The organism is Cupriavidus sp. P-10 (assembly GCF_003402535.2).
Lineage (GTDB): Bacteria > Pseudomonadota > Gammaproteobacteria > Burkholderiales > Burkholderiaceae > Cupriavidus.
This window is the reverse complement of record NZ_AP025170.1, coordinates 780,188-799,868: the sequence shown is the minus strand read 5'-3', so window position 1 is coordinate 799,868 and position 19,681 is coordinate 780,188. Positions and strand designations below refer to the sequence as shown.

Annotated in this window: 14 protein-coding genes and 1 tRNA gene; 5 read left to right on the top strand and 10 right to left on the bottom strand. The window is 67.0% G+C overall.

What is annotated here, in order from left to right; genetic code table 11:
* Positions 1–92 precede the first annotated feature (92 nt).
* Positions 93–1,004: a fimbrial protein gene (locus tag CTP10_RS03665; RefSeq protein ID WP_271815506.1), complete on the top strand. Its 912-nt coding sequence runs from the start codon at positions 93–95 to the stop codon at positions 1,002–1,004.
* Positions 1,005–1,061: 57 nt separating this feature from the next.
* Here CTP10_RS03665 and CTP10_RS03660 read toward each other — a convergent pair whose 3' ends face one another.
* A complete protein-coding gene (locus CTP10_RS03660) occupies positions 1,062–1,568 on the bottom strand; it encodes a cyanophycin metabolism-associated DUF1854 family protein (RefSeq protein WP_233527950.1) in 507 nt (168 codons plus the stop codon).
* Positions 1,558–3,855, bottom strand: a complete 2,298-nt coding sequence (locus CTP10_RS03655) for a cyanophycin metabolism-associated ABC transporter (protein WP_116317375.1) — start codon at positions 3,853–3,855, stop codon at positions 1,558–1,560. The genes CTP10_RS03660 and CTP10_RS03655 overlap by 11 nt, the downstream gene beginning before the upstream one ends.
* Positions 3,856–4,109: 254 nt before the next feature.
* Here CTP10_RS03655 and cphA (CTP10_RS03650) point away from each other — a divergent pair, with 254 nt between their 5' ends.
* Together cphA (CTP10_RS03650) and cphA (CTP10_RS03645) are read left to right on the top strand one after the other, a co-directional pair.
* Complete coding sequence (gene cphA / locus CTP10_RS03650) at positions 4,110–6,746, top strand: cyanophycin synthetase (protein WP_116317374.1); 2,637 nt, start codon at positions 4,110–4,112, stop codon at positions 6,744–6,746.
* Positions 6,747–6,788: 42 nt separating this feature from the next.
* Positions 6,789–9,359, top strand: coding sequence for a cyanophycin synthetase (gene cphA / locus CTP10_RS03645; protein WP_116317373.1), 2,571 nt, complete (start codon positions 6,789–6,791; stop codon positions 9,357–9,359).
* 87 nt (positions 9,360–9,446) lie between these two features.
* Here the strand turns inward: cphA (CTP10_RS03645) and CTP10_RS03640 are convergent, their stop codons facing one another.
* The 4 genes from CTP10_RS03640 to CTP10_RS03625 all read right to left on the bottom strand — a co-directional run bounded on the left by CTP10_RS03640 (position 9,447) and on the right by CTP10_RS03625 (position 13,548).
* Positions 9,447–10,106: an amino acid ABC transporter permease gene (locus CTP10_RS03640; RefSeq protein WP_116317372.1), complete on the bottom strand. Its 660-nt coding sequence runs from the start codon at positions 10,104–10,106 to the stop codon at positions 9,447–9,449.
* A gap of 109 nt (positions 10,107–10,215) precedes the next feature.
* Positions 10,216–11,037, bottom strand: a complete 822-nt coding sequence (locus tag CTP10_RS03635) for a transporter substrate-binding domain-containing protein (RefSeq protein ID WP_116317371.1) — start codon at positions 11,035–11,037, stop codon at positions 10,216–10,218.
* A gap of 206 nt (positions 11,038–11,243) precedes the next feature.
* Entirely contained in the window at positions 11,244–12,164 is a 921-nt protein-coding gene (locus CTP10_RS03630) for a glutamate/aspartate ABC transporter substrate-binding protein (RefSeq protein ID WP_116317370.1), read from the bottom strand.
* A 97-nt stretch (positions 12,165–12,261) separates the two neighbouring features.
* On the bottom strand, positions 12,262–13,548 hold the full coding sequence (locus CTP10_RS03625) for a D-amino acid dehydrogenase (RefSeq protein WP_116317369.1): 1,287 nt from the start codon (positions 13,546–13,548) through the stop codon (positions 12,262–12,264).
* Positions 13,549–13,715: 167 nt separating this feature from the next.
* Here CTP10_RS03625 and CTP10_RS03620 point away from each other — a divergent pair, with 167 nt between their 5' ends.
* Both CTP10_RS03620 and CTP10_RS03615 read left to right on the top strand, forming a co-directional pair.
* Positions 13,716–14,702, top strand: coding sequence for a LysR family transcriptional regulator (locus CTP10_RS03620; RefSeq protein ID WP_116317368.1), 987 nt, complete (start codon positions 13,716–13,718; stop codon positions 14,700–14,702).
* Positions 14,703–14,792: 90 nt separating this feature from the next.
* On the top strand, positions 14,793–16,106 hold the full coding sequence (locus tag CTP10_RS03615; protein WP_116317367.1) for a hemolysin family protein: 1,314 nt from the start codon (positions 14,793–14,795) through the stop codon (positions 16,104–16,106).
* Here CTP10_RS03615 and CTP10_RS03610 read toward each other — a convergent pair.
* The 4 genes from CTP10_RS03610 to serS form a co-directional block, all read right to left on the bottom strand.
* Complete coding sequence (locus CTP10_RS03610; RefSeq protein ID WP_116317366.1) at positions 15,994–17,130, bottom strand: phosphatase PAP2 family protein; 1,137 nt, start codon at positions 17,128–17,130, stop codon at positions 15,994–15,996. The two genes, CTP10_RS03615 and CTP10_RS03610, sit on opposite strands and share 113 nt — an antisense overlap.
* On the bottom strand, positions 17,123–18,010 hold the full coding sequence (locus CTP10_RS03605; protein WP_116317365.1) for a DUF1653 domain-containing protein: 888 nt from the start codon (positions 18,008–18,010) through the stop codon (positions 17,123–17,125). Before CTP10_RS03605 ends, CTP10_RS03610 begins: the two co-directional genes overlap by 8 nt.
* A gap of 178 nt (positions 18,011–18,188) precedes the next feature.
* Positions 18,189–18,278 (bottom strand) — tRNA-Ser (locus tag CTP10_RS03600).
* An 80-nt stretch (positions 18,279–18,358) separates the two neighbouring features.
* The gene (gene serS / locus CTP10_RS03595; protein WP_116317839.1) at positions 18,359–19,663 is read right to left on the bottom strand and encodes a serine--tRNA ligase; all 1,305 of its coding nucleotides are present in this window, start codon (positions 19,661–19,663) and stop codon (positions 18,359–18,361) included.
* Positions 19,664–19,681: the final 18 nt, after the last annotated feature.

Genomic DNA, 19,681 nt, shown 5'->3' with positions numbered 1-19,681 from the left:
GACTGCTCGATGCCCTCAAACGCTGGCTTCTGGTGCTCGCGTGCCTAGCATCCCCGCACCTCGCCCATGCCGGCTGCACTGCCACGCCTGCCATGCCTTTTCTGCAGACCATGAACAATATGGCGGTGGCGGCCAACCTGCCGGTCGGAAGCGCCATCCCCGGCACCATCCGCAATTACACTTTCAGTGGCAATTGCACGGTGACCTGGCCGTCCGTGGTTGCCGGCGCACAGATCATTTCCTGCTATTACGGTTCGGGCACTGAAGTGATGCCCGGCGTCTACTCCACCGGCGTAGCCGGCATCGGCATCCGGCTACGCAATGCCGCGGGACAGCCGATGACAAATGCCTCGGGGGTCAAATGCGATACGCGCTCGGCCAACCTGGGCACGCTCAACGCGGACATGACCTATTCCATATCGGTTTCGGTGGAATTCGTGAAGACTGGGACCATCTCCGCGGGAAATCTCGATCCGGCACAGACTCGCTTCGGCTTTGGTGTCTACCAGGGCTCGACGGCAGGCGCGCTTGGCGGCGGCGACGTCAACTACATCGGCTTCTCGGGCAGTGCCTCGCCGCGCGAGATTGCCTGCAATGTCAATTACCCCGCCGTGGTGACATTGCCCAATGTCAGTGCCAGCACGCTGGCTAACCAAGGAGCCGCCGGTAACACGCCCTTCACGATCCAGCTGACCTGCAGCGGCGCTGCCATCGTGGGCCTGACGCTGGACGGCGCGGGTGGCACGCCCGTGCAATCGGCACCGAATGGCATCCTTGGCATCGCTAACGCCGGTATGAGCGGCATGGCCAGCGGTGCCGGCGTGCAGATCGTCAACGCCACCGGCAGCGAACCCGTGCCGCTGCAAGTACGCAATGCCATGGGCAACATTGCCGCCAATGTGCCTTCCACCTACCGCTTCGGTGCGCGCTATGTCTCGCTGGGGGGCGCGCCTTCGCCTGGCAGCGTATCGAGCGCCATGATATTTACGCTGGACTACCAGTAAACGAAACGCGGCGCCGCCAGGCGCCGCTTCGGCTTGCGCCGGACCATCTGCCCGCCGTCAGAGGAACCTGTCAAGCAGCTTGCGGCTGTGCTTGTCGAGCGCCATCAGGTCCCGGATCAGGTAGTGGATCCCATGGCTGTCCGACACCATCAGCGTGTTGCCGGACAGGCGCCGGATTGCCTCTTCCCCACGCAGCACGAGCGAGGTCTGCCCGCGATCGGTCTGCACGGTCCACACGCTCGGCGTGGCAAACGTCGATACCTCGACGATGCGCTCGATCTCCGGCATGAATTCGCGCGACGCGAGTTCTTCCTCGATCATGCCGCGCTCGGCGGCAGGCAGGGCTTCAAGCCGCGGAATCCATACCACCTCATGCCCGTCGGCGCTCATCATGCCGATACCGCCTTGCGGCGCGGAAATCGGGAAGGCCCGTACCGGCACCACCCCTTCATAAACCGTGCCGTCGCCATGGATCAGCGTCAGGCGGCCGAATGCATTGCGCGACAGCGTGAAGGTCGCGCTGGCTGCGGCATTGATGTCAGCCAAAGTCATGTCAGTGGGCATTGGCCACCTCCGGCAGTTCGGTCACGGCTTCACGCTCGTCGTCATCCTCGGTATCGACGTTGCGCGCCTGCGCCTGGTAGAGCTTGTAGTACGCGCCCTCGCGCAGCAGCAGTTCGTCGTGGCTGCCGACTTCGACGATCTTGCCGCGGTCCATCACCACCAGGCGATCGGCCTTGCGCAGCGTCGACAGCCGGTGTGCGATGGCGATGGTGGTACGGCCCTGCACCAGGTTGTCGAGCGCCTTCTGGATTTCCTTCTCAGTCTGCGTGTCGACCGATGACGTGGCCTCGTCCATGATCAGGATGCGCGGGTTGATCAGCAGCGCACGCGCGATCGAGATGCGCTGGCGCTCGCCGCCCGACAAGGCCTGGCCGCGCTCCCCTACCAGCGAGTCGTAGCCGTGCGGCAGGCGCAGGATGAACTCGTGCGCATGCGCCGCGCGCGCGGCAGCGATGATCTCCTCGCGCGTGGCATCCGGCTTGCCGTAGGCGATGTTGTCGGCGATGGTGCCGAAGAACAGGAACGGCTCCTGCAGCACCAGGCCGATATGGCGGCGGTACTCGGACACCGGCAGCGAGCGGATATCGACGCCGTCGACACGGATCGCCCCTTCGGAAACATCGTAGAAGCGGCAGATCAGGTTGACCAGCGTGCTCTTGCCCGAGCCGCTGTGTCCGACCAGGCCGATCATCTCGCCCGGGGCGATCGACAGGTCCAGCCCGCGGATCACCGCCCGGTTGCCATAGCGGAAGCCGAGGTCGCGCATGTCGATGGCGCCTTCGACCTTGTCGAGCTTCGCCGGACGCACCGGCTCGGGCACGCTCGAGACATGGTCAAGGATGTCGAAGATCCGCTTGGCGCCCGCCGCGGCCTTCTGCGTCACGGAAACGATGCGGCTCATCGAATCGAGGCGCGTATAGAAGCGGCTGATATAGGTCAGGAAGGCAACCAGCACGCCCACCGTGATGGCGCTGTGCGACACCTGCCAGATGCCGAACACCCACACGATCAGCAGCCCGATCTCGGTCAGCAGCGTCACCGTCGGCGTGAACAGCGACCACACCGCGTTGACGCGGTCATTGATCGCCAGGTTGTGCTTGTTGGCCTCGTGAAAGCGCGTCACCTCCCGCTTCTCCTGGGCAAAAGCCTTGACCACGCGGATGCCGGGGATGGTGTCGGCGAGCACGTTGGTGATCTCAGACCAGATGCGGTCGATCTTCTCAAAGCCGTGGCGCAGGCGGTCGCGCACCAGATGGATCATCCAGGCGATGAACGGGAGCGGCACCAGCGTGACCAGCGCCAGCCAGGGGTTGATCGAGACCAGGATCACCGCCGTCATCACGATCATCAGCACGTCGGTGGCGAAGTCCAGCAAGTGCAGGGAAAGAAACACGCAGATGCGGTCGCTTTCCGAGCCGATGCGGGCCATCAGGTCGCCGGTGCGCTTGCCGCCAAAATATTCCAGCGACAGCTTCAGCAGATGTTCATAGGTCGTTGTGCGCAGATCGGCACCGATGCGCTCGGATACACGCGCCAGCAGATAGGTGCGCGCCCATCCCAGGCTCCACGCCACGAGCGCGGCGCCGAGCAGGCCGCCCAGGTACATGCGCACCAGGTTGTAGTCGATCGGCACGCCGTTCTGGTACGGAATCAGCACCTTGTCCATCAGCGGCATGGTCAGGTACGGCGGTACCAGCGTGGCGCCGGTGGAAAACAGCGTCAGCATGAAGCCGGCCAGCAGTTGCCAGCGGTAAGGCTGGGCAAAGCGCCACAGGCGCAGCAGCGCCCAGGTCGACGGCGGCGTTTCCAGCTCGCGGTTGCATTGCGGGCACTCTTCCTCATCTGGCGGCAGCGGTGCCTTGCAGGTCGGGCAAGCCACTTCGCCCTGCTCGCCTACCTGAGCCGCCGAGGTTGCGTCGCGGCGCGTTTCGAACTGGTCGGCCAGCCGCAGCGCGGCAGGATTGTAACCAAGCGTATATCGCCAGCTGGCCAGCCGCCCCCCGGGGCCGGCCAGTTCGAGGGTGCCAACCCCCGCATGATCGGTATGGGACAGGCGCAGTTCGGGCGAGATGCTCCATTCGCGCACATTTTTTTCACCCGGCGCCCGGGCGACGATGCGCTGGTCCGTCACAACCAGCCACCCTTGGGTAAAATGCAGCCTCGCGTCGAGGTCCAGCATCAGTCCGGCCAGGACGTTCTCGCCGGAACGGAGCCACGTTCCGGATTCGGCACGCCACGGCTCGTCGGAGGCGGGGGTGTTGAGGGCAGGCAGGGAGGACTGGGTCATGGATGGCGCGGCATGCAGCGTCCAGGGGAAAAGGACATAACTTGAAACAAATTTAGGCCGGGCGCGCACTAGCTGCCCGTGAATTCGCCCGCAGTATACATAACGACGCAAATAACAGCGAACCCGCGGGTTGCCCTGATGCACTGCACAATCACTTTTAATCGAAGAAAGTCAACCTGTACTAAGCTGTAACGTTATTGAAAGGTTAGGCTTCCATTTCTCGGGCGTTCCGCCCACTGCCTCAAGCAAATTCAATGAAAAAGAAGGACATTGAGATTTTCGATGTCATGTCGCTGCGCGGCCCGAATATGTGGACATATCGGCCCGTCCTGGAGGCATGGGTCGATATCGGGGAACTGGAGGACTTTCCCTCCAACACGATTCCGGGGTTCTACGAGCGCCTGTCGGCCTGGCTGCCATCGCTGATCGAGCATCGCTGCAGCATCGGCGAGCGCGGCGGCTTCCTGCAGCGCCTGAAGGAAGGCACCTGGCCGGGCCATATCCTGGAACACGTGACGCTTGAGTTGCAGAACCTGGCGGGCATGCCCGGCGGCTTCGGCAAGGCGCGCGAGACCCCGGTGCGCGGCGTGTACAAGGTGATCGTCCGTGCGTGGCACGAGGAAGTCACCCGCGCCGCCCTGTTCGCCGCTCGCGACCTGGTCATGGCCGCGATCGAGGACCGTCCCTTCGACGTCCCCGCCGCCGTGGACCACCTGCGCCGCCTGGTCGACGAACATTGCCTCGGCCCCAGCACCGCGTGCATCGTCGATGCCGCGGACGACCGGGACATCCCCGCCATCCGCCTGTCGGACGGCAACCTGGTCCAGCTGGGCTACGGTGCGCGCCAGCGCCGCATCTGGACCGCCGAGACCGACCGCACCAGCGCCATCGGCGAGAGCATCTCGCGCGACAAGGACCTGACCAAGAGCCTGCTGGAGTCGTGCGGCGTGCCGGTGCCGGAAGGCCGCATGGTTGACTCGCCGGAAGACGCCTGGGGCGCCGCCGAAAACATCGGCGTGCCGGTGGTGGTGAAGCCCTATGACGGCAACCACGGCCGCGGCGTCTTTACCAACCTGATCACCCGCGAGGAAGTCGAGACCGCGTACGCGGTCGCCCTGGAAGAAGGCAGCGGCGTCATTGTCGAGCGCTTCATCCCAGGCAACGAACACCGCCTGCTGGTGGTGGGCGGCCGCATGGTCGCCGCCGCGATGGGCGAGACCGCCTGCGTGGTCGGCGACGGCAAGTCCACCATCGACGAGCTGATCGAACTGCAGATCAATTCCGATCCGCGCCGCGGCAGCACCGAAGACCATCCGCTGAACCGCGTGCGCCTGGATTCCGCCGCGCGCTTGGAGCTGAAGCGCCAGGGCATGGACGGCAGCTCGGTGCCGGCGGAAGGCCGCACCGTGCTGATCCAGCGCAACGGCAACGTCGCCTTCGACGTGACCGACCGCGTTCACCCGAGCGTGGCCGCGCATGCGTCGCTGGCCGCGCGCGTGGTTGGCCTGGATATCGCTGGCGTGGACCTGGTGGCCGAGGACATCTCACGCCCACTGGCCGAACAGCGCGGGGCCATCGTAGAGGTCAACGCCGGCCCCGGCCTGCTGATGCACATCAAGCCGGCCGAAGGCACGCCGCGTCCGGTTGGCCGCGCCATCGTCAACCACCTGTTCCCCGAGTCCGAGCAGGACGACTGCGGCCGCATCCCGGTGGTCGGCGTGACCGGCACCAACGGCAAGACCGTGGTGGCGCGCCTGGTCGCCCGCCTGCTGCAGCTGTCGGGCAAGCATACCGGCCTGGCCTGCAGCGACGGCCTGTTCCTGGACCGGCGCCTGGTGCAGAGCGGCGACCGCGCCAACTGGGACGCCGGCCACCGCATCCTGATGAACCGCGCGGTCGAGGCCGCCGTGTTCGAGAACGACAGCGGCAGCATCCTGTCCGAAGGCCTGGTCTATGACCGTTGCCAGGTCGGCGTGGTCACCAACTTCGACCAGCCCGACCACCTCGGCGACTACTACGTCGAGGACGAGGACCGCATGTACAACGTGCTGCGCACGCAGGTCGACGTGGTGCTCAAGGACGGCGCCGCCGTGCTGAACGCACGCGACGAACGCCTGGTCGAGATGGCCGGGTTGTGCGACGGCGACGTGATCTTCTTTGGCCTGACGCCCGAATTGCCCGCGATCATGTCGCACCGCGCCGCAGGCAAGCGCGCCGTGTATGTGCGCGAAGGCAAGATCGTGCTGGCGGTCGGCAGCAAGGAAACGCCGCTGGTCGACGTGGCCGCGGTGCCGCTGACCTACGCCGGCCGCGTGGCGTTCCAGGTAGAGAACGTGCTGGCGGCCGTGGCCGCGGGCTGGGCGCTGGGCATCTCCAACGACCTGATCCGCGCCGGCGTGGTGACCTTCGACGTCGGCCAGGTCGACGTGCCGGGCCGCTTCACGTTGTTCGAGCGCAACGGTGCCACCGTGGTCATCGACGACGCCCACAACGCCCCCGCGCTGGAAGCGCTGGCGGCCGCGCTGGAGCGCTTCCCGTCCGAGCGTCGCATGGTGGTCTACGGTGCCGGCGTGCAGCGCCGCGACCAGGACCTGGTGCGCCAGGGCAAGGTGCTGGGCAAGCATTTCGACCGCGTCTTCCTGTGCGAAGATCGCAGCGTCAAGCGCGCCCTGCCCGATGCCGAGGCACGCGCGCTGCTCAAGCAAGGCCTGTATGAAGGCCGCCGCGTGACCAAGATCATCGACGAAGGCGCACGCGCCAATGCTATCGAGGCAGCGCTTGGCCAGTTGGTGCCAGGCGACCTGCTGGTACTGCAGTGCGACGAGGCCGCCACCGCTGCCACCGTCGACCTGGTGCACCACTGGATGGGCCAGCCTGCGCGCCGCGCCTGACGCGGCGCCTGAAACAGCGCATAGAAGACACGGAACCGTTCCATGGAAGTCTCCCGTATCCGGGCCCTGCGGGGCCCGAACCTGTGGTGCCGCCACACCGCCATTGAAGCCATCGTGGCCTGCCAGGACACCGCCGACATGCTGTCGGCCCTGCCCGGCTTTGAAGACCGGCTGCGCGCCCGATTCCCTGAGGTCGGGCCATTACACCCGGACGAGGAAGCGGGCGAGATGTCGCTGGCCCACGTGCTGGAAATGACGGCGCTGCGCCTGCAGGCCGCGGCCGGCTGCCCGGTCACCTTCAGCCGCACCGCGCAGACGGTGGAGCCCGGCACCTACCAGGTGATCGTGCAATACAGCGAGGAAGAGGTCGGCCGGCTGGCGTTCGAGCTGGCCGAGGCCCTGTGCCTGGCCGCGCGCGACGACACACCGTTCGACCTGGCCGACGCGCTGCACCGTCTGCGCGACCTGGACGAAGACGTGCGGCTGGGGCCCAGCACCGGCTCGATCGTCTACGCCGGCGTGGCGCGCGGCATCCCCTACCGGCGCCTGACGCAGGGCTCGATGGTGCAGTTTGGCTGGGGCAGCAAGCAGCGCCGCATCCAGGCCGCCGAGACCGACCGCACCAGCGCCGTGGCCGAATCGATCGCGCAGGACAAGGAACTGACCAAGAGCCTGCTGCACGCCGCCGGCGTGCCGGTGCCGCTGGGCCGCTCGGTGCGCAGCGCCGAGGAAGCCTGGGCCGCCGCGCAGGAAATCGACGCCGCGGTGGTGGTCAAGCCGCGCGACGGCAACCAGGGCAAGGGCGTGGCCGTGCGCATCCGCACCCGCGAGGAAGTCATGACGGCCTACGAGGTCGCCTCGGACATCAGCTCCGACGTGATCGTCGAGCGCTACATCCCGGGCCACGACTTCCGCCTGCTGGTGGTCGGCAAGCAACTGGTGGCGGCCGCGCGCCGCGACCCGCCGCAAGTCACCGGCGACGGCGTGCACACCGTGCGCGAGCTGGTCGAGGAAGTGAACCGTGACCCGCGCCGCGGCGAAGGCCATGCCACCTCGCTGACCAAGATCCGCTTTGACGATATCGCGCTGGCGGTCCTGGCCAAGCAGAACCTGACCGCCGATTCCGTGCCGGCCAAGGGCACGCGCGTGGTGCTGCGCAACAACGCCAACCTGTCCACCGGCGGCAGCGCCACCGACGTGACCGACGACGTCCACCCGGACATCGCCGCGCGCGCCGTGGCCGCAGCGCAGATGGTGGGCCTGGACATTGCCGGCGTCGACGCGGTGTGCGAGACCATGCTCAAGCCGTTCGAGGAACAGGCCGGCGGCATCGTCGAGGTCAACGCCGCGCCGGGCCTGCGCATGCACCTGCAGCCTTCCTACGGCAAGGGCCGCGCGGTGGGCGAGGCCATCATCTCGACCATGTTCTCCGATGGCGACGATGGCCGTATCCCGGTGGTGGCCGTCTCCGGCACCAACGGCAAGACCACGACCGTGCGCCTGATCACCCATGTCATGGCCACCAGCGGCCTGCGCATGGGCATGACCGGCACCGACGGCGTCTACATCCAGGGCGAGCGCATCGACACCGGCGACTGCAGCGGCCCGCGCAGCGCGCGCAACGTGCTGCTGCACCCCGACGTGGACGCAGCCGTGTTCGAGACCGCGCGCGGCGGCCTGCTGCGCGAGGGCCTGGCCTTCGACCGCTGCGACGTGGCCGTGGTGACCAATGTCGGCGAGGGCGACCATCTGGGCCTGTCGTTCATCAACTCGGTGGAAGACCTGGCCGTGCTCAAGAGCGTGATCGTGCAGAACGTCGCGCCGCACGGCATGGCCGTGCTCAATGCCGCCGACCCGATGGTGGTGCGCATGGCCGACGCCTGTCCCGGCAGCGTGACCTTCTTCGCGCACGATCCCAACCAGCCGGCGATGGCCACGCATCGCGCGCAAGGCAAGCGCGTGGTCTTTGTCGACGGCGCCGAGATCGTGGCGTCGGAGGGCGATACCCAGGTGCGCATCGCGCTGGCGGAGATCCCGCTGACGCGCAACGGCACCATCGGCTTCCAGGTCGAGAACGCGATGTCGTCGATCGCCGCGGCCTGGGCGCTGGGCATCGACTGGACCGTCATCCGCCGCGGCCTGGCCACCTTTGTCAACGACGCCGCGACAGCTCCGGGCCGCTTCAACGTGTTTGACTACAAGGGCGCCATGCTGATCGCCGACTACGGCCACAACCCGGACGCGATCCAGGCGCTGTGCAACGCGGTCGAAACCATGCCGGCCGGCCGCCGCGTGGTCGTGATCAGCGGTGCGGGAGATCGCCGCGACGAGGACATCCGCCGCCAGACGCAGATCCTGGGCGGTGTGTTCGACGAAGTGGTGCTGTACCAGGACCAGTGCCAGCGCGGGCGTGCCGATGGCGAGGTGCTGGCGCTGCTGCGCGAGGGCCTGCAAGGCGCGCAGCGCACCAGCCAGGTCGAGGAAATCCGCGGGGAATTCGTGGCGATCGATACCGCGTTGTCGCACCTGAAGTCGGGCGACCTGTGCCTGATCCTGGTGGACCAGGTGGAAGAGGCGCTGGGGCATATCGCCGGGCGCATCGCGCAGGGCTGAGCGTGCGGGCCGGCGACGGCCCGCATCGCCGGCAAAAAAAGAGCCAGCTCTCCAGAGCTGGCTCTTTTGCTTTGGCAGCGGTGTGGCTCAGTGCCTGCCCGGCAGCGACAGCTTGCGCTCCAGCATATGCTGCAGCCCTGACAACCCCGTGCTCAACACCCAGTAGATCGCTGCCACCGCCAGGTACAGCGGCAACGGCTGGTACGTCGCCGCGATCACCTCCTGCGCGGTGCGCAACAACTCGGTCACGGTAATCACCGACACCAGCGACGTATCCTTGATCAGGCTGATCAGGCTGTTCGACAGGCTCGGCACCGCCAGCCGCAGCGCCTGCGGGCCCACCACGAAGCGCAGCGCCTGCGCTGGCGTCAGCCCCAGGCTGTAAGCCGCCAGCCACTGGCCGCGCGCCACGCCGAGGATGGCGCCGCGCATGCTTTCCGACAGGTAGGCCCCGACATTCAGGCTCAGCGTCAGCACGCCGGCCGGCGTGGGTTCCAGCGCGATGCCGATGCCCGGCAGCCCGTAGTAGACGACAAAGATCTGCACCAGCAGCGGCGTGCCGCGCATGATGCTGACGTAGGTGCGCGCCGCCGCCTTGAGCGTGCGGCTGTGGCTGATGCCCATCAGCGCGACCACGGTGCCGAGCACCAGCCCGAACAGCATCGACCACAGTGCGAACTTGATGGTCAGCAGCGTGCCCTGCAGCAGCACGGGCAGGGAATCGATGACGAGCTGGAGAGCGGACATGGGCGTGGCGGCGGGCTAATGGTAAAAAACAACGCGGCGCGGCAGCCATGCAGGCCGCCGCGCCGCGACATGATACCGCCGTGCTTGCTGGCCGGCTTGCCTGACCGGCTTACTTGACCGGCTTGCCGGCGGGCTTGGTCACGTCGGTGCCGAACCACTTCACCGACAGCTTGCCAAGCGTGCCGTCCTTGCCCAGGTCTTCCAGCGCATGGTTGATGGCCTGCGCGAACTTGGGGTTGTCCTTGCGGAACGGGATGGCCACCTGGGTGGTGGCACCCGCCACGATCGCGCCCGGACGCAGCGGCAGGTTGGCGGTCTTGACCAGGTAGGCGACCATCAGCCGGTCGTTCAGCGCGGCGTCGACGCGCTGTGCAGCCAGGTCGCGCAGGTACTCAGGCGCGCCGGGATAAGTCTTGACGTCGATGCCCGCCACCGCCTTGGCCAGTTCGTTGTAATTGCTGCCCAGGCTGACGCCGAGCTTGTGGCCCTTCAGGTCTTCCAGCGACTTGAACTGGCGCTTGTCGTCCTTGCGCTGGATCAGTTGCGCATCCGAGTAGACGTAGGGCGTGGAAAAGTCCAGCACCTGCTGGCGCTGCGGCGTGACGTTGACCTGGTTGACGATTACGTCGAACTTGCCCGCCTGCAGGCCGGCGATGATGCCGCTCCATTCCGTGGTGACGAACTCGGGCTTGACCCCCAGCTTGCCCGCCACCGCACGAGCCACGTCGACATCAAACCCTTCCAGCTCGTTCTTGGCGCCGCGGAAGCCGAACGGCGGGTATGTGCCCTCCAGGCCGATCTTGAGCACGCCAGCCTGCTTGACGGTATCGAGCAGGTCGGCGGCATGGGCCGCGGTGGCAGCCAGGCCGGCCCCGGCCATCAGCGAGGCCGCCAGCAGCGACTTGAACCAGCCAGAACGAATCGATCGCATATGTTCTCCAGTGAATGCGGATAAGCAGTAGGTGGGCAGACAACGCCTTCTGGCCTCTCGTGGAGAGCTGCCGGCCGCTTGTGCTGCTATGAGCCTATATCGGGCTCAACACTACCGCAAACACTATCGAGGACAAAATAACGATTCATTATGGCTATATAACCGCCGGGGCGACCCATACTCCACGGCGGCAACGCCCTGCCCCGTTACTGGTAGGCCTTGTCATTGGGCGCCGCGAACAGCGCCTTCATGTCAGCAGACAGCGGGTAGTTCATGTTGATGTTGCGCGGCGGGATCGGCGACATGAACCACTTGTTGTAGAGCTTCTCCGCGCGGCCGCTGGTCTGCAGGTCGGCGATCACGCCGTCGGTAAGCTTCTTGAACGAAGGATCGCCCTTGCGGAACATGCAGGCGTAGTTCTCGGTCTGCAGCGGCGCGCCCACCACTACCCAGTCGCCGGCGCTCTTGGCCTTGGTGCGCTCGCCATACAGCAGCGGCTCGTCCATGACGAAGGCCGCGGCGCGGCCGCTTTCCAGGATCAGGAAGGACTGGCCATGGTCCTTGGTGCTGATCAGGTTCATGTTCATGGTCTTCTCGCCGTTCATCTTGACCAGCAGGCGCTCGCCGGTGGTGCCGGCGGTGGTGACCACGTTGCGGTCCTTCAGGTCGGCGAACTCCTTCACGCCCGAATCCTTCTTCGTCAGCATCTTGATGCCGTAGACGAACAGGCTGTTGGAGAATGCCACCTGTTTCTGGCGCTCCAGGTTATTGGTGGTGCTGCCGCATTCGATGTCGATGGTGCCGTTCTGCACCAGCGGGATGCGGTTCTGCGAGGTGATCGGCGTCAGCCGCACCTGCAGGCTGGGCATCTTCAGCTCGCTCTTCACCTTGTCGACGATCTGCAGCAGGATCTCGTGCGAGTAGCCCATCACCTCCTTGCCGTCGGTGTACGAGAACGGGATCGACGATTCGCGGTAGCCCAGCGAGATCACGCCGCTGTCCTTGATCTTCTTCAGCGTGTCGCCGTCGGCGGCGTGGGCCACGCCGGAGGCCAGCAAAAGCGCGGCGGCCGCGAGCATGCGGCGGGCGTCAGGACGGATGGCAAGGCGGGTGTGCAGTGGCTTCATGTCGCGCTCCTTGTAGGGGCTTGGTCATTGAGGCTCGCTTCCTCGAGGTAATGCGAACTCACGGGTATTGCAGGAACCATTGCTGCATGCTCGCGCGCTACGCGCGCGCGGCATCGAAATCTGCGGCGTCGAGGGCCGGACGGCGCCCTGCCAGACGGTCGGCCAGCAGGCCGGCGCTGCCCATCGCCAGCGTAAATCCCAGCGCGCCGTGGCCCAGGTTCAGCCACAGCCCGGATACGCGCGACGGCCCGATCAGCGGCAGCCCGTCCGGCGTGGCCGGGCGCAGCCCCGCCCACGGCTGCAATTGCGCCAGCGGCAGGTCCGGCACGATGCCGTCGAACAGTGCGCGCGTCTGCGCCACCAGCGTGCCGACCCGCTCCGGGTCGATGCGGGTGCCGCCGCGCACCAGGTCGGCCATGCCCGCCACCCGCAATGTATTGCCGATCCGCGCGTAAACGATCTTGTTGGCGAAATCCGTCACGCTGATATGCGGCGCGCGCGTGCCGCTGGCCAGCGGCACGGTGATGCTATAGCCCTTGAGCGGCCACAGCATCGGCCGCACGCCCAGCGGGCGCAGCAGCGGCACGCTGCCGATGCCGCCCGCGACCACGACCACGTCCGCCGGCACCTCGCCAGCGTCGGTGCGCACGCCGGTCACGCGCCCGCCCTGCTGCATCAGCCCCTGCACCACGGTGCCGAAGCGCAGGGACACCCCAGTGCGGCCGCCGCCGTGTTGCAGCAACCGTGCCAGCGACACGCAGAAGCGGTGGCAATCTCCCACCTCCTCGCTCGGCGTGTAGATGGCGCCCGCAATCTCGTTTCGGATGCCGGCCAGGGCCGGCTCCAGCGCGACGCAGGCATCGCGGTCGAGTGCCTTCTGCTCGCAACCCAGGCTGGCCTGGTAATCCAGCAGCCGGCAGGCCGAGGCGAACGCCGCTTGGTCGCGGTGCACCACCAGCTTGCCGCGCCGCGCAAAATCGAAGCCAAACCCACTGTCCTTATGCTCATGCTGCGCCACGAACGCCTGCAACTGGTCGCGCGAATAGAAACCCAGGCGCAGCAGCTTGCGCGTGGTGGCCTCGCTGGTGCTGGCATTGCAGGCGCCCATGAAGGCGGCCAGCCAGCGCCATTGCGCGGGATCGGCCACCGGGCGGAAGCGCATCGGCGAATCACGCCGCAGCAGCCAGCCCGGCACCTTGCCCATCACGCCCGGCCCGGCGAGCGGCGCCACGTAGCTGTAGCTGAGCTGCCCGCCATTGGCAAAGCTGGTTTCCTCGCCCGGGCCCCGGTGCCGCTCCAGCACCGTCACCGCATGCCCGTCCTGGGCCAGGCGCCACGCCGTCGTCATGCCAACCACGCCAGCGCCCACGATCACTACCCGCATTGCCATCCTTCACATCAAAAGGCCGATGCCAGAGGGTAGAACAGTGGCGCCGGCTTGCCCAATGCGAATACGTGCCAGAATATGTCTTCAGGCTATGGATGGCCTGTACGCCGAATTCCCGAATTCCCGAATTCCCGCACCCCCGCAATCCCGACGCCCCAGCTCCCATGCGCCTGCGCCAGATCGAAGTCTTCCGCGCGGTCATGCTGACCGGCACCGTCAGCGAAGCCGCGCGCCTGCTGCACGTGTCGCAGCCGGTGGTCACGCGCGTGCTGCAGCATGCGGAGGCCTCGCTCGGCTTTCGCCTGTTCGAGCGCGTGCGCGGGCGGCTGCAGCCGACGCCGGAGGCCAACGCCTTGTACGGCGATGTCGAAAGGCTATACGGCGAGATCGAGCGCGTGCGCCGCGTCTCGGAAAGCCTGCGCCACAAGGGTGCCGGGCGCCTGCGCGTGGCGGCCACGCCGAGCCTGGCCAACCCGCTGCTGGTGCCGGCGGTGCGGCGCTTCTGCGCGCGCCACCCCGACACCCAGGTGCAGGTGCTGACCCACCATACCGACGAGATCGTCGGCGCGCTGCTGGCCAACCAGATCGACCTGGGTTTCGCCTTCTCGCCGCCGCGCCACGAGGCCATTTCGAGCGAACCGGTCGCCAGCGGCCGCATGCTGCTGGCGGTGCCGCGCGGCCAGCCGCTGCCCGCCGCGGGGCGCCGCCGCCAGGTGCCGATGCAGCGGCTGATGGATCGCCCCTTCATCGGCTATGACGACAACAGCTCGCTCGGCCTGCTGGTACGCCAGACGCTGGCGCGGCACGCGCTCGAGCCGCGCTCGACACTGGAGGTGCAGACCTACTCGCTGGCGCTGGCGCTGGTCGATGCCGGACTCGGCCTGACGCTGCTGGACCAGTACACCGCGCTCAGCGCCAATCCCGGCCATGTGGCGCTGCATGATGTGGCGCCGGAACTGCCGTTCGAGATCCAGATGCTGCGCGCCAGCCACCGCGCCGGCTCCAGCCTGGCCGACGACCTGCGCGCGCAGTTCGCGCAGGCCGCGCAGGAACTGGCGGCCACGCTGGCGCAGCGGCTGGAAGTGCCGGTGGTCAGCCTGGACGGCGCGCTCCCGGGCGGCGCCAAGGTGCGCACGCCGATACCGGAGTGACGGCCACGCCGGTCCCGATTTGACAGCTTCACAGGCGGTGCACCATCATCAAGCCGCCTGCACTCACTGGTCGCAAGCGCCAGATTGCCTATGTTCGTCCTGACCCTGACCGCTCTTGTCCTGGTCAGCGCCTTCTTCTCCATCTCCGAGATCGCGCTGACCGCCGCACGCCGCACCAAGCTTCAAGTCTTGTCCGAGCGCGGCGATGGCCGCGCCACGCGCGTATTGCTGCTCAAGGAAGAGCCAGGGAATTTCTTCACCATCGTGCAGATCGGCGTCAACAGCGTGGCCATCCTGGCCGGTATCCTCGGCGAGAAGCATGTGTCCGACCTGCTGCTGGAAACGCTGTCGCCGTATATGCAGGTAGTCCACGCGCAGCGCGTGGCCAATATCGGCTCGTTCCTGATTGTGACGCTGCTGTTCATCCAGTTTGCCGACCTGATCCCCAAGCGCATCGCGATGACCTTCCCCGAGCGGTGCGCGCTGGCTGTGATCGACCCGATGCTGACGCTGCTGCGCGTGCTTAAGCCGCTGGTGTGGATCTTCAACGCCGCCGCGGATGCCACCTTGCGCCTGCTGCGCCTGCCGACGAAGCCGGTCGACCAGATCACCACCGAGGACATCGCCGCCATGGTCGATGCCGGCGCCGAGGCAGGCGTGCTGCACAAGCATGAACTGCACCTGATCGAGAACGTGTTCGAGCTCGAATTCAAGGGCATTACCGCGATCATGACGCCGCGCGACGACGTGGTCTTCCTGAGCCTGGACGAGAGCGCCGACAGCGTGCGCCGCAAGCTGGTCAACCAGCCGCATGCGCAGTACCCGGTGTGCGGGCACGACCTGGACGACGTGCAGGGCTATATCGATTCCAAGGACATCCTGCAACTGCTGCTGGCCGACGAAAGCGCCACGGTGATCGGCAATATCGGCCGCCACCACGACAAGAACGTGCTGGTGATCCCCGACACGCTGACCCTGTCGGAGTCGCTGACGCGCTTCCGCGAAATGCACCAGAGCTTTGCCGTGGTGATGAACGAGTACGGGCTGGTGGTCGGCATCGTCACGCTCGACGATATCGTCGGCGCGCTGATGGGCGACATCCTCTACTCCAGCGAAGACGAGCAGATCGTGCGCCGCGACGACAGCTCGTGGCTGGTCGACGGCGTGACGCCGCTGGTGGACCTGAAGAAGGCGCTGGAACTCGATGCCTTGCCCGGCGAGGACTATGTCGACACCGCCGGCGGGCTGGTGATCTACGCGCTCAAGCGCATCCCGAAGAAGTCCGAGTCGATCACCGTGGCAGGCTATCGCTTCGAGGTGCTGGACATCGACCATCACAAGATCGACCAGCTGCTGGTATCGCGACTGCCGTCGCCAGAAGAGGCTGCTGCGCAGCAACCGTAGCCGTGGCCGGTCCGGCCTGGCGATAGCGCTCCAGCGTATCCGGCATGCGGAACCACGCCACGTAGCTGAACGACACCACCACCGCGGCGGCGGCCACCACGCCGAGCCGCCCCGGCGCCACCGCATCCCGCGGCGCCGGCACGTGCAGCGTGCGGTAGGCGGTGCCGAGCAATGCGATCCACGCCAGCCCCAGCGCATAGCCCGCGGCCACGTCGGACAGCCAGTGCATGCCCAGGTACAGCCGCGACACCCCGATCGCCACCACCGCCACCACGGTCAGCGCCAGCACCGGGATGCGCACGCGCCATGGCTGGCGCAGGCACAGCAGGAACGCCAGGAAACCGTAGGTCACCATGCTGCTGGTGGCGTGGCCGCTGGGAAAGGAGTACGACTCCAGCCCGCTGTAGATGCTGGCCGGCCGCACCCGCGCCATGCCGAGCTTGAGCGCCATCACGCAGGCGCGCGCGCCGAGCAGCGCCGCGGCCCAGTACAGCGCCGTGATCCAGGCGCGCCGCCACCACAGCCACGCGAACACCGCCACACCGACCGCCACCGAGATGCGCGCACCGCCCAGCTCGGTCACCGCGACCATGGCGATATCGAGCCAGTCGCGGCGCCATGCACGCAGCTGCGCAAACACCAGCTGGTCGAGGTGAACCACCTCCTCGCCCTCCGCGACTTCGGCGGCCAGCCAGAACAGCGCTGCCCCGCAAGCCAGCAGCGCGGCGCCGGCAACAAGCACCAGCAGCAGCTCGGCGATATCGCGCTCCAGCACGCGCAGCGTCAGCGTGCTCAGCCGGCGCGGCCGATCCTGTGCGGCCACGCGCGTCGACAAGGCACCGGCGCCCCACACGCGCATGCCATCGAGCCAGCGCACCAGCGGGCGCAGCAGCGCCACCAGCAGCGGCACCAGGCACAGCAGCAAGACCGTGGCGAGCGTGAATAAGCCCAGCAACCCCAGCGCCGTGCCTGGCGTCAGCCAGCCATCGGCGACCGCGCCTACGCGCGCCGGCAGTTCAGGCACGCGGCACTCCGGTGCCGCCGATGCGCGCGATATTGGCGCGTGCGGGCGCCTCGCAGTCGGCAAAGGCCGGCGTCAGGAACAGGCGCGGCCGCTGCGCCAGTTCGCCGAGGAAGGCGGCACGGCGGCGCCTGAACTCCGCCAGCAGCGCATCGCCATGCAGGCCGGTGCGCGCAGCCAGCATGGCGCGGTTCTCGGCGAAGACATCGGCACTGTGGGCATCGAATACGTCAGGGGCCGCGGCCAGCCGGAACAGGTCGAGATCGAGCACGGTGTCCGCGCCGTCGATGGTCGGCGCATGCGTGCGCGTGTCGCGCACGATCTGCGCGGCACGGCCGAGCACCGCGCGGTCCAGCTCCGGTGCAATGGTCTCGACCAGGACCGCCGAAGCCGATTCGTTGTGCTCGCATCCCGGCACATAGACCGCGTCATGGCACAGCGCCGCAAGGGCCTGCGCCGGATCCAGCGCGACGCCGCGCGCGTGGGCAACATCGAACATCTCCAGGATATGGCGGCGATCGTGGTAGTGCCGGTACGGCGTGTCATGCAGCGCCAGCACATCCAGCACCGTCCTGCGCGGCAGGAAGTCGAGGCAGGCCAGCGCCGCGGGCCAGTCCGGGGCGAAGCGCGGCACCGCGCCCTGCGGCGTCGCCACGGGTTCGGTGAACACGTCGGCACGGCGCACCCAGAGCAATGCCGGATCGCGCATTGCGCGATAGACGACGGCCGGCGCGAGGTCGGCCTCAAGCCGCCCGATGCCAACGACCGCATAGGCACCGCCCTTGTGGTGGCGGTATGGCATGCCGGCAATGAGGTCGGGATCGTTCGGGAGTTCGGCGGGGTCGCCGTGGAATTCGGCAGGCGTGGCGGGTGGCTGTGTCATCGGTGGCCTCGTTCATGGCAGTCCGCTGGATCGCCATGATAGTGCACGGCCAGGCGCTGGCCGCGATGAAACCGACCGCCCAAAAAACAAAACCGACGCTCACTTGCGTGGGCGTCGGTCTGAGCTTTACTACACTGTTGTTGCCTGTCCGGTGGTCGAGACCGGGCAGCTTCTTGTCTGGCGGAGAGGGTGGGATTCGAACCCACGGTACCGTCGCCGGTACGCCTGATTTCGAGTCAGGTACATTCGACCACTCTGCCACCTCTCCGGTAACTGCTTTGCCGTGTGGCGAAACCAAGATTATAGCCAAACCGTACCGACCTGTGCAAGAGGCCGGCAACAGATTTTTTACAGCTCCGGTTCCAGGCGAGTGATGCCGCCCATGTAGGGCTGCAGCGCGGCTGGCACGGTGACCGAGCCGTCGGCATTCTGGTAGTTCTCGAGGATTGCCACCAGCGTGCGGCCCACGGCCAGGCCCGAGCCGTTCAGCGTATGCACCAGCTCCGGCTTGCCCTGCCCCGCGCGCATGCGCGCCTGCATGCGGCGCGCCTGGAAGTCGCCCATGTTCGAGCACGAGCTGATCTCGCGGTAGGTGTTCTGCGCCGGGATCCACACTTCGAGGTCATAGGTCTTGGTGCTGCCGAAGCCCATGTCGCCCGTGCACAGCACGATGGTGCGGAACGGCAGCCCCAGCTTCTTCAGGATCGCCTCGGCGTGGCCGGTCAGCTCTTCCAGCGCATCGAACGACTGCGCGGCCGGCACGATCTGCACCATCTCGACCTTGTCGAACTGGTGCTGGCGGATCATGCCGCGCGTGTCCTTGCCATACGAGCCGGCTTCCGAGCGGAAGCACGGCGTATGCGCGACGAAGCGCAGCGGCAGCTTCTCGCCGGCGACGATGGCATCGCGCACGATATTGGTCAGCGGCACCTCGGCAGTGGGGATCAGGTAGAAGTTCTCGATGCGCTCGCCTTCCTCACTACCGACCTTGCGCGGCACCTTGAACAGGTCTTCCTCGAACTTGGGCAGCTGGCCGGTGCCGCGCATCGACGCGGCATTGACGATGTACGGCACGTACATCTCGGTATAGCCGTGTTCCTGCGTATGGGTGTCGAGCATCAGCTGCACCAGCGCGCGGTTCATGCGCGCCACGCCGCCGCGCAGCATCGAGAAGCGCGAGCCGGTGACCTTGACCGCGGTGTCGAAGTCCAGGCCCAGCTTCTCGCCCACGTCGACGTGGTCGCGCACTTCAAAGTCAAACTGGCGCGGCTCGCCCACGCGGCGCACTTCGACGTTCTGGGTCTCGTCATTGCCCACCGGCACGCTTTCGTGCGGCAGGTTGGGGATCGACAGCATCAGTTCTGACAGATGCGCCTGGATTTCGTCCAGCCGCGCGGCCGAAGCCTTGAGCGTGTCGCCGATGCCGCCCACTTCCGCCATCACGGCCGAGGCATCCTCGCCCTTGCCCTTGAGCATGCCGATCTGCTTGGACAGGCTGTTGCGGCGCGCCTGCAGTTCCTCGGTCTGGGTCTGCAGTTGCTTGCGTTCGGCTTCAAGTGCCTGGAACGCCGCCACGTCGAGTTGGTAGCCGCGCGTGGCAAGGCGTTGCGCCACGGCGTCGATGTCTTTGCGGAACAGCTGGATGTCGAGCATGTTGCTTGAGGTGAAGTG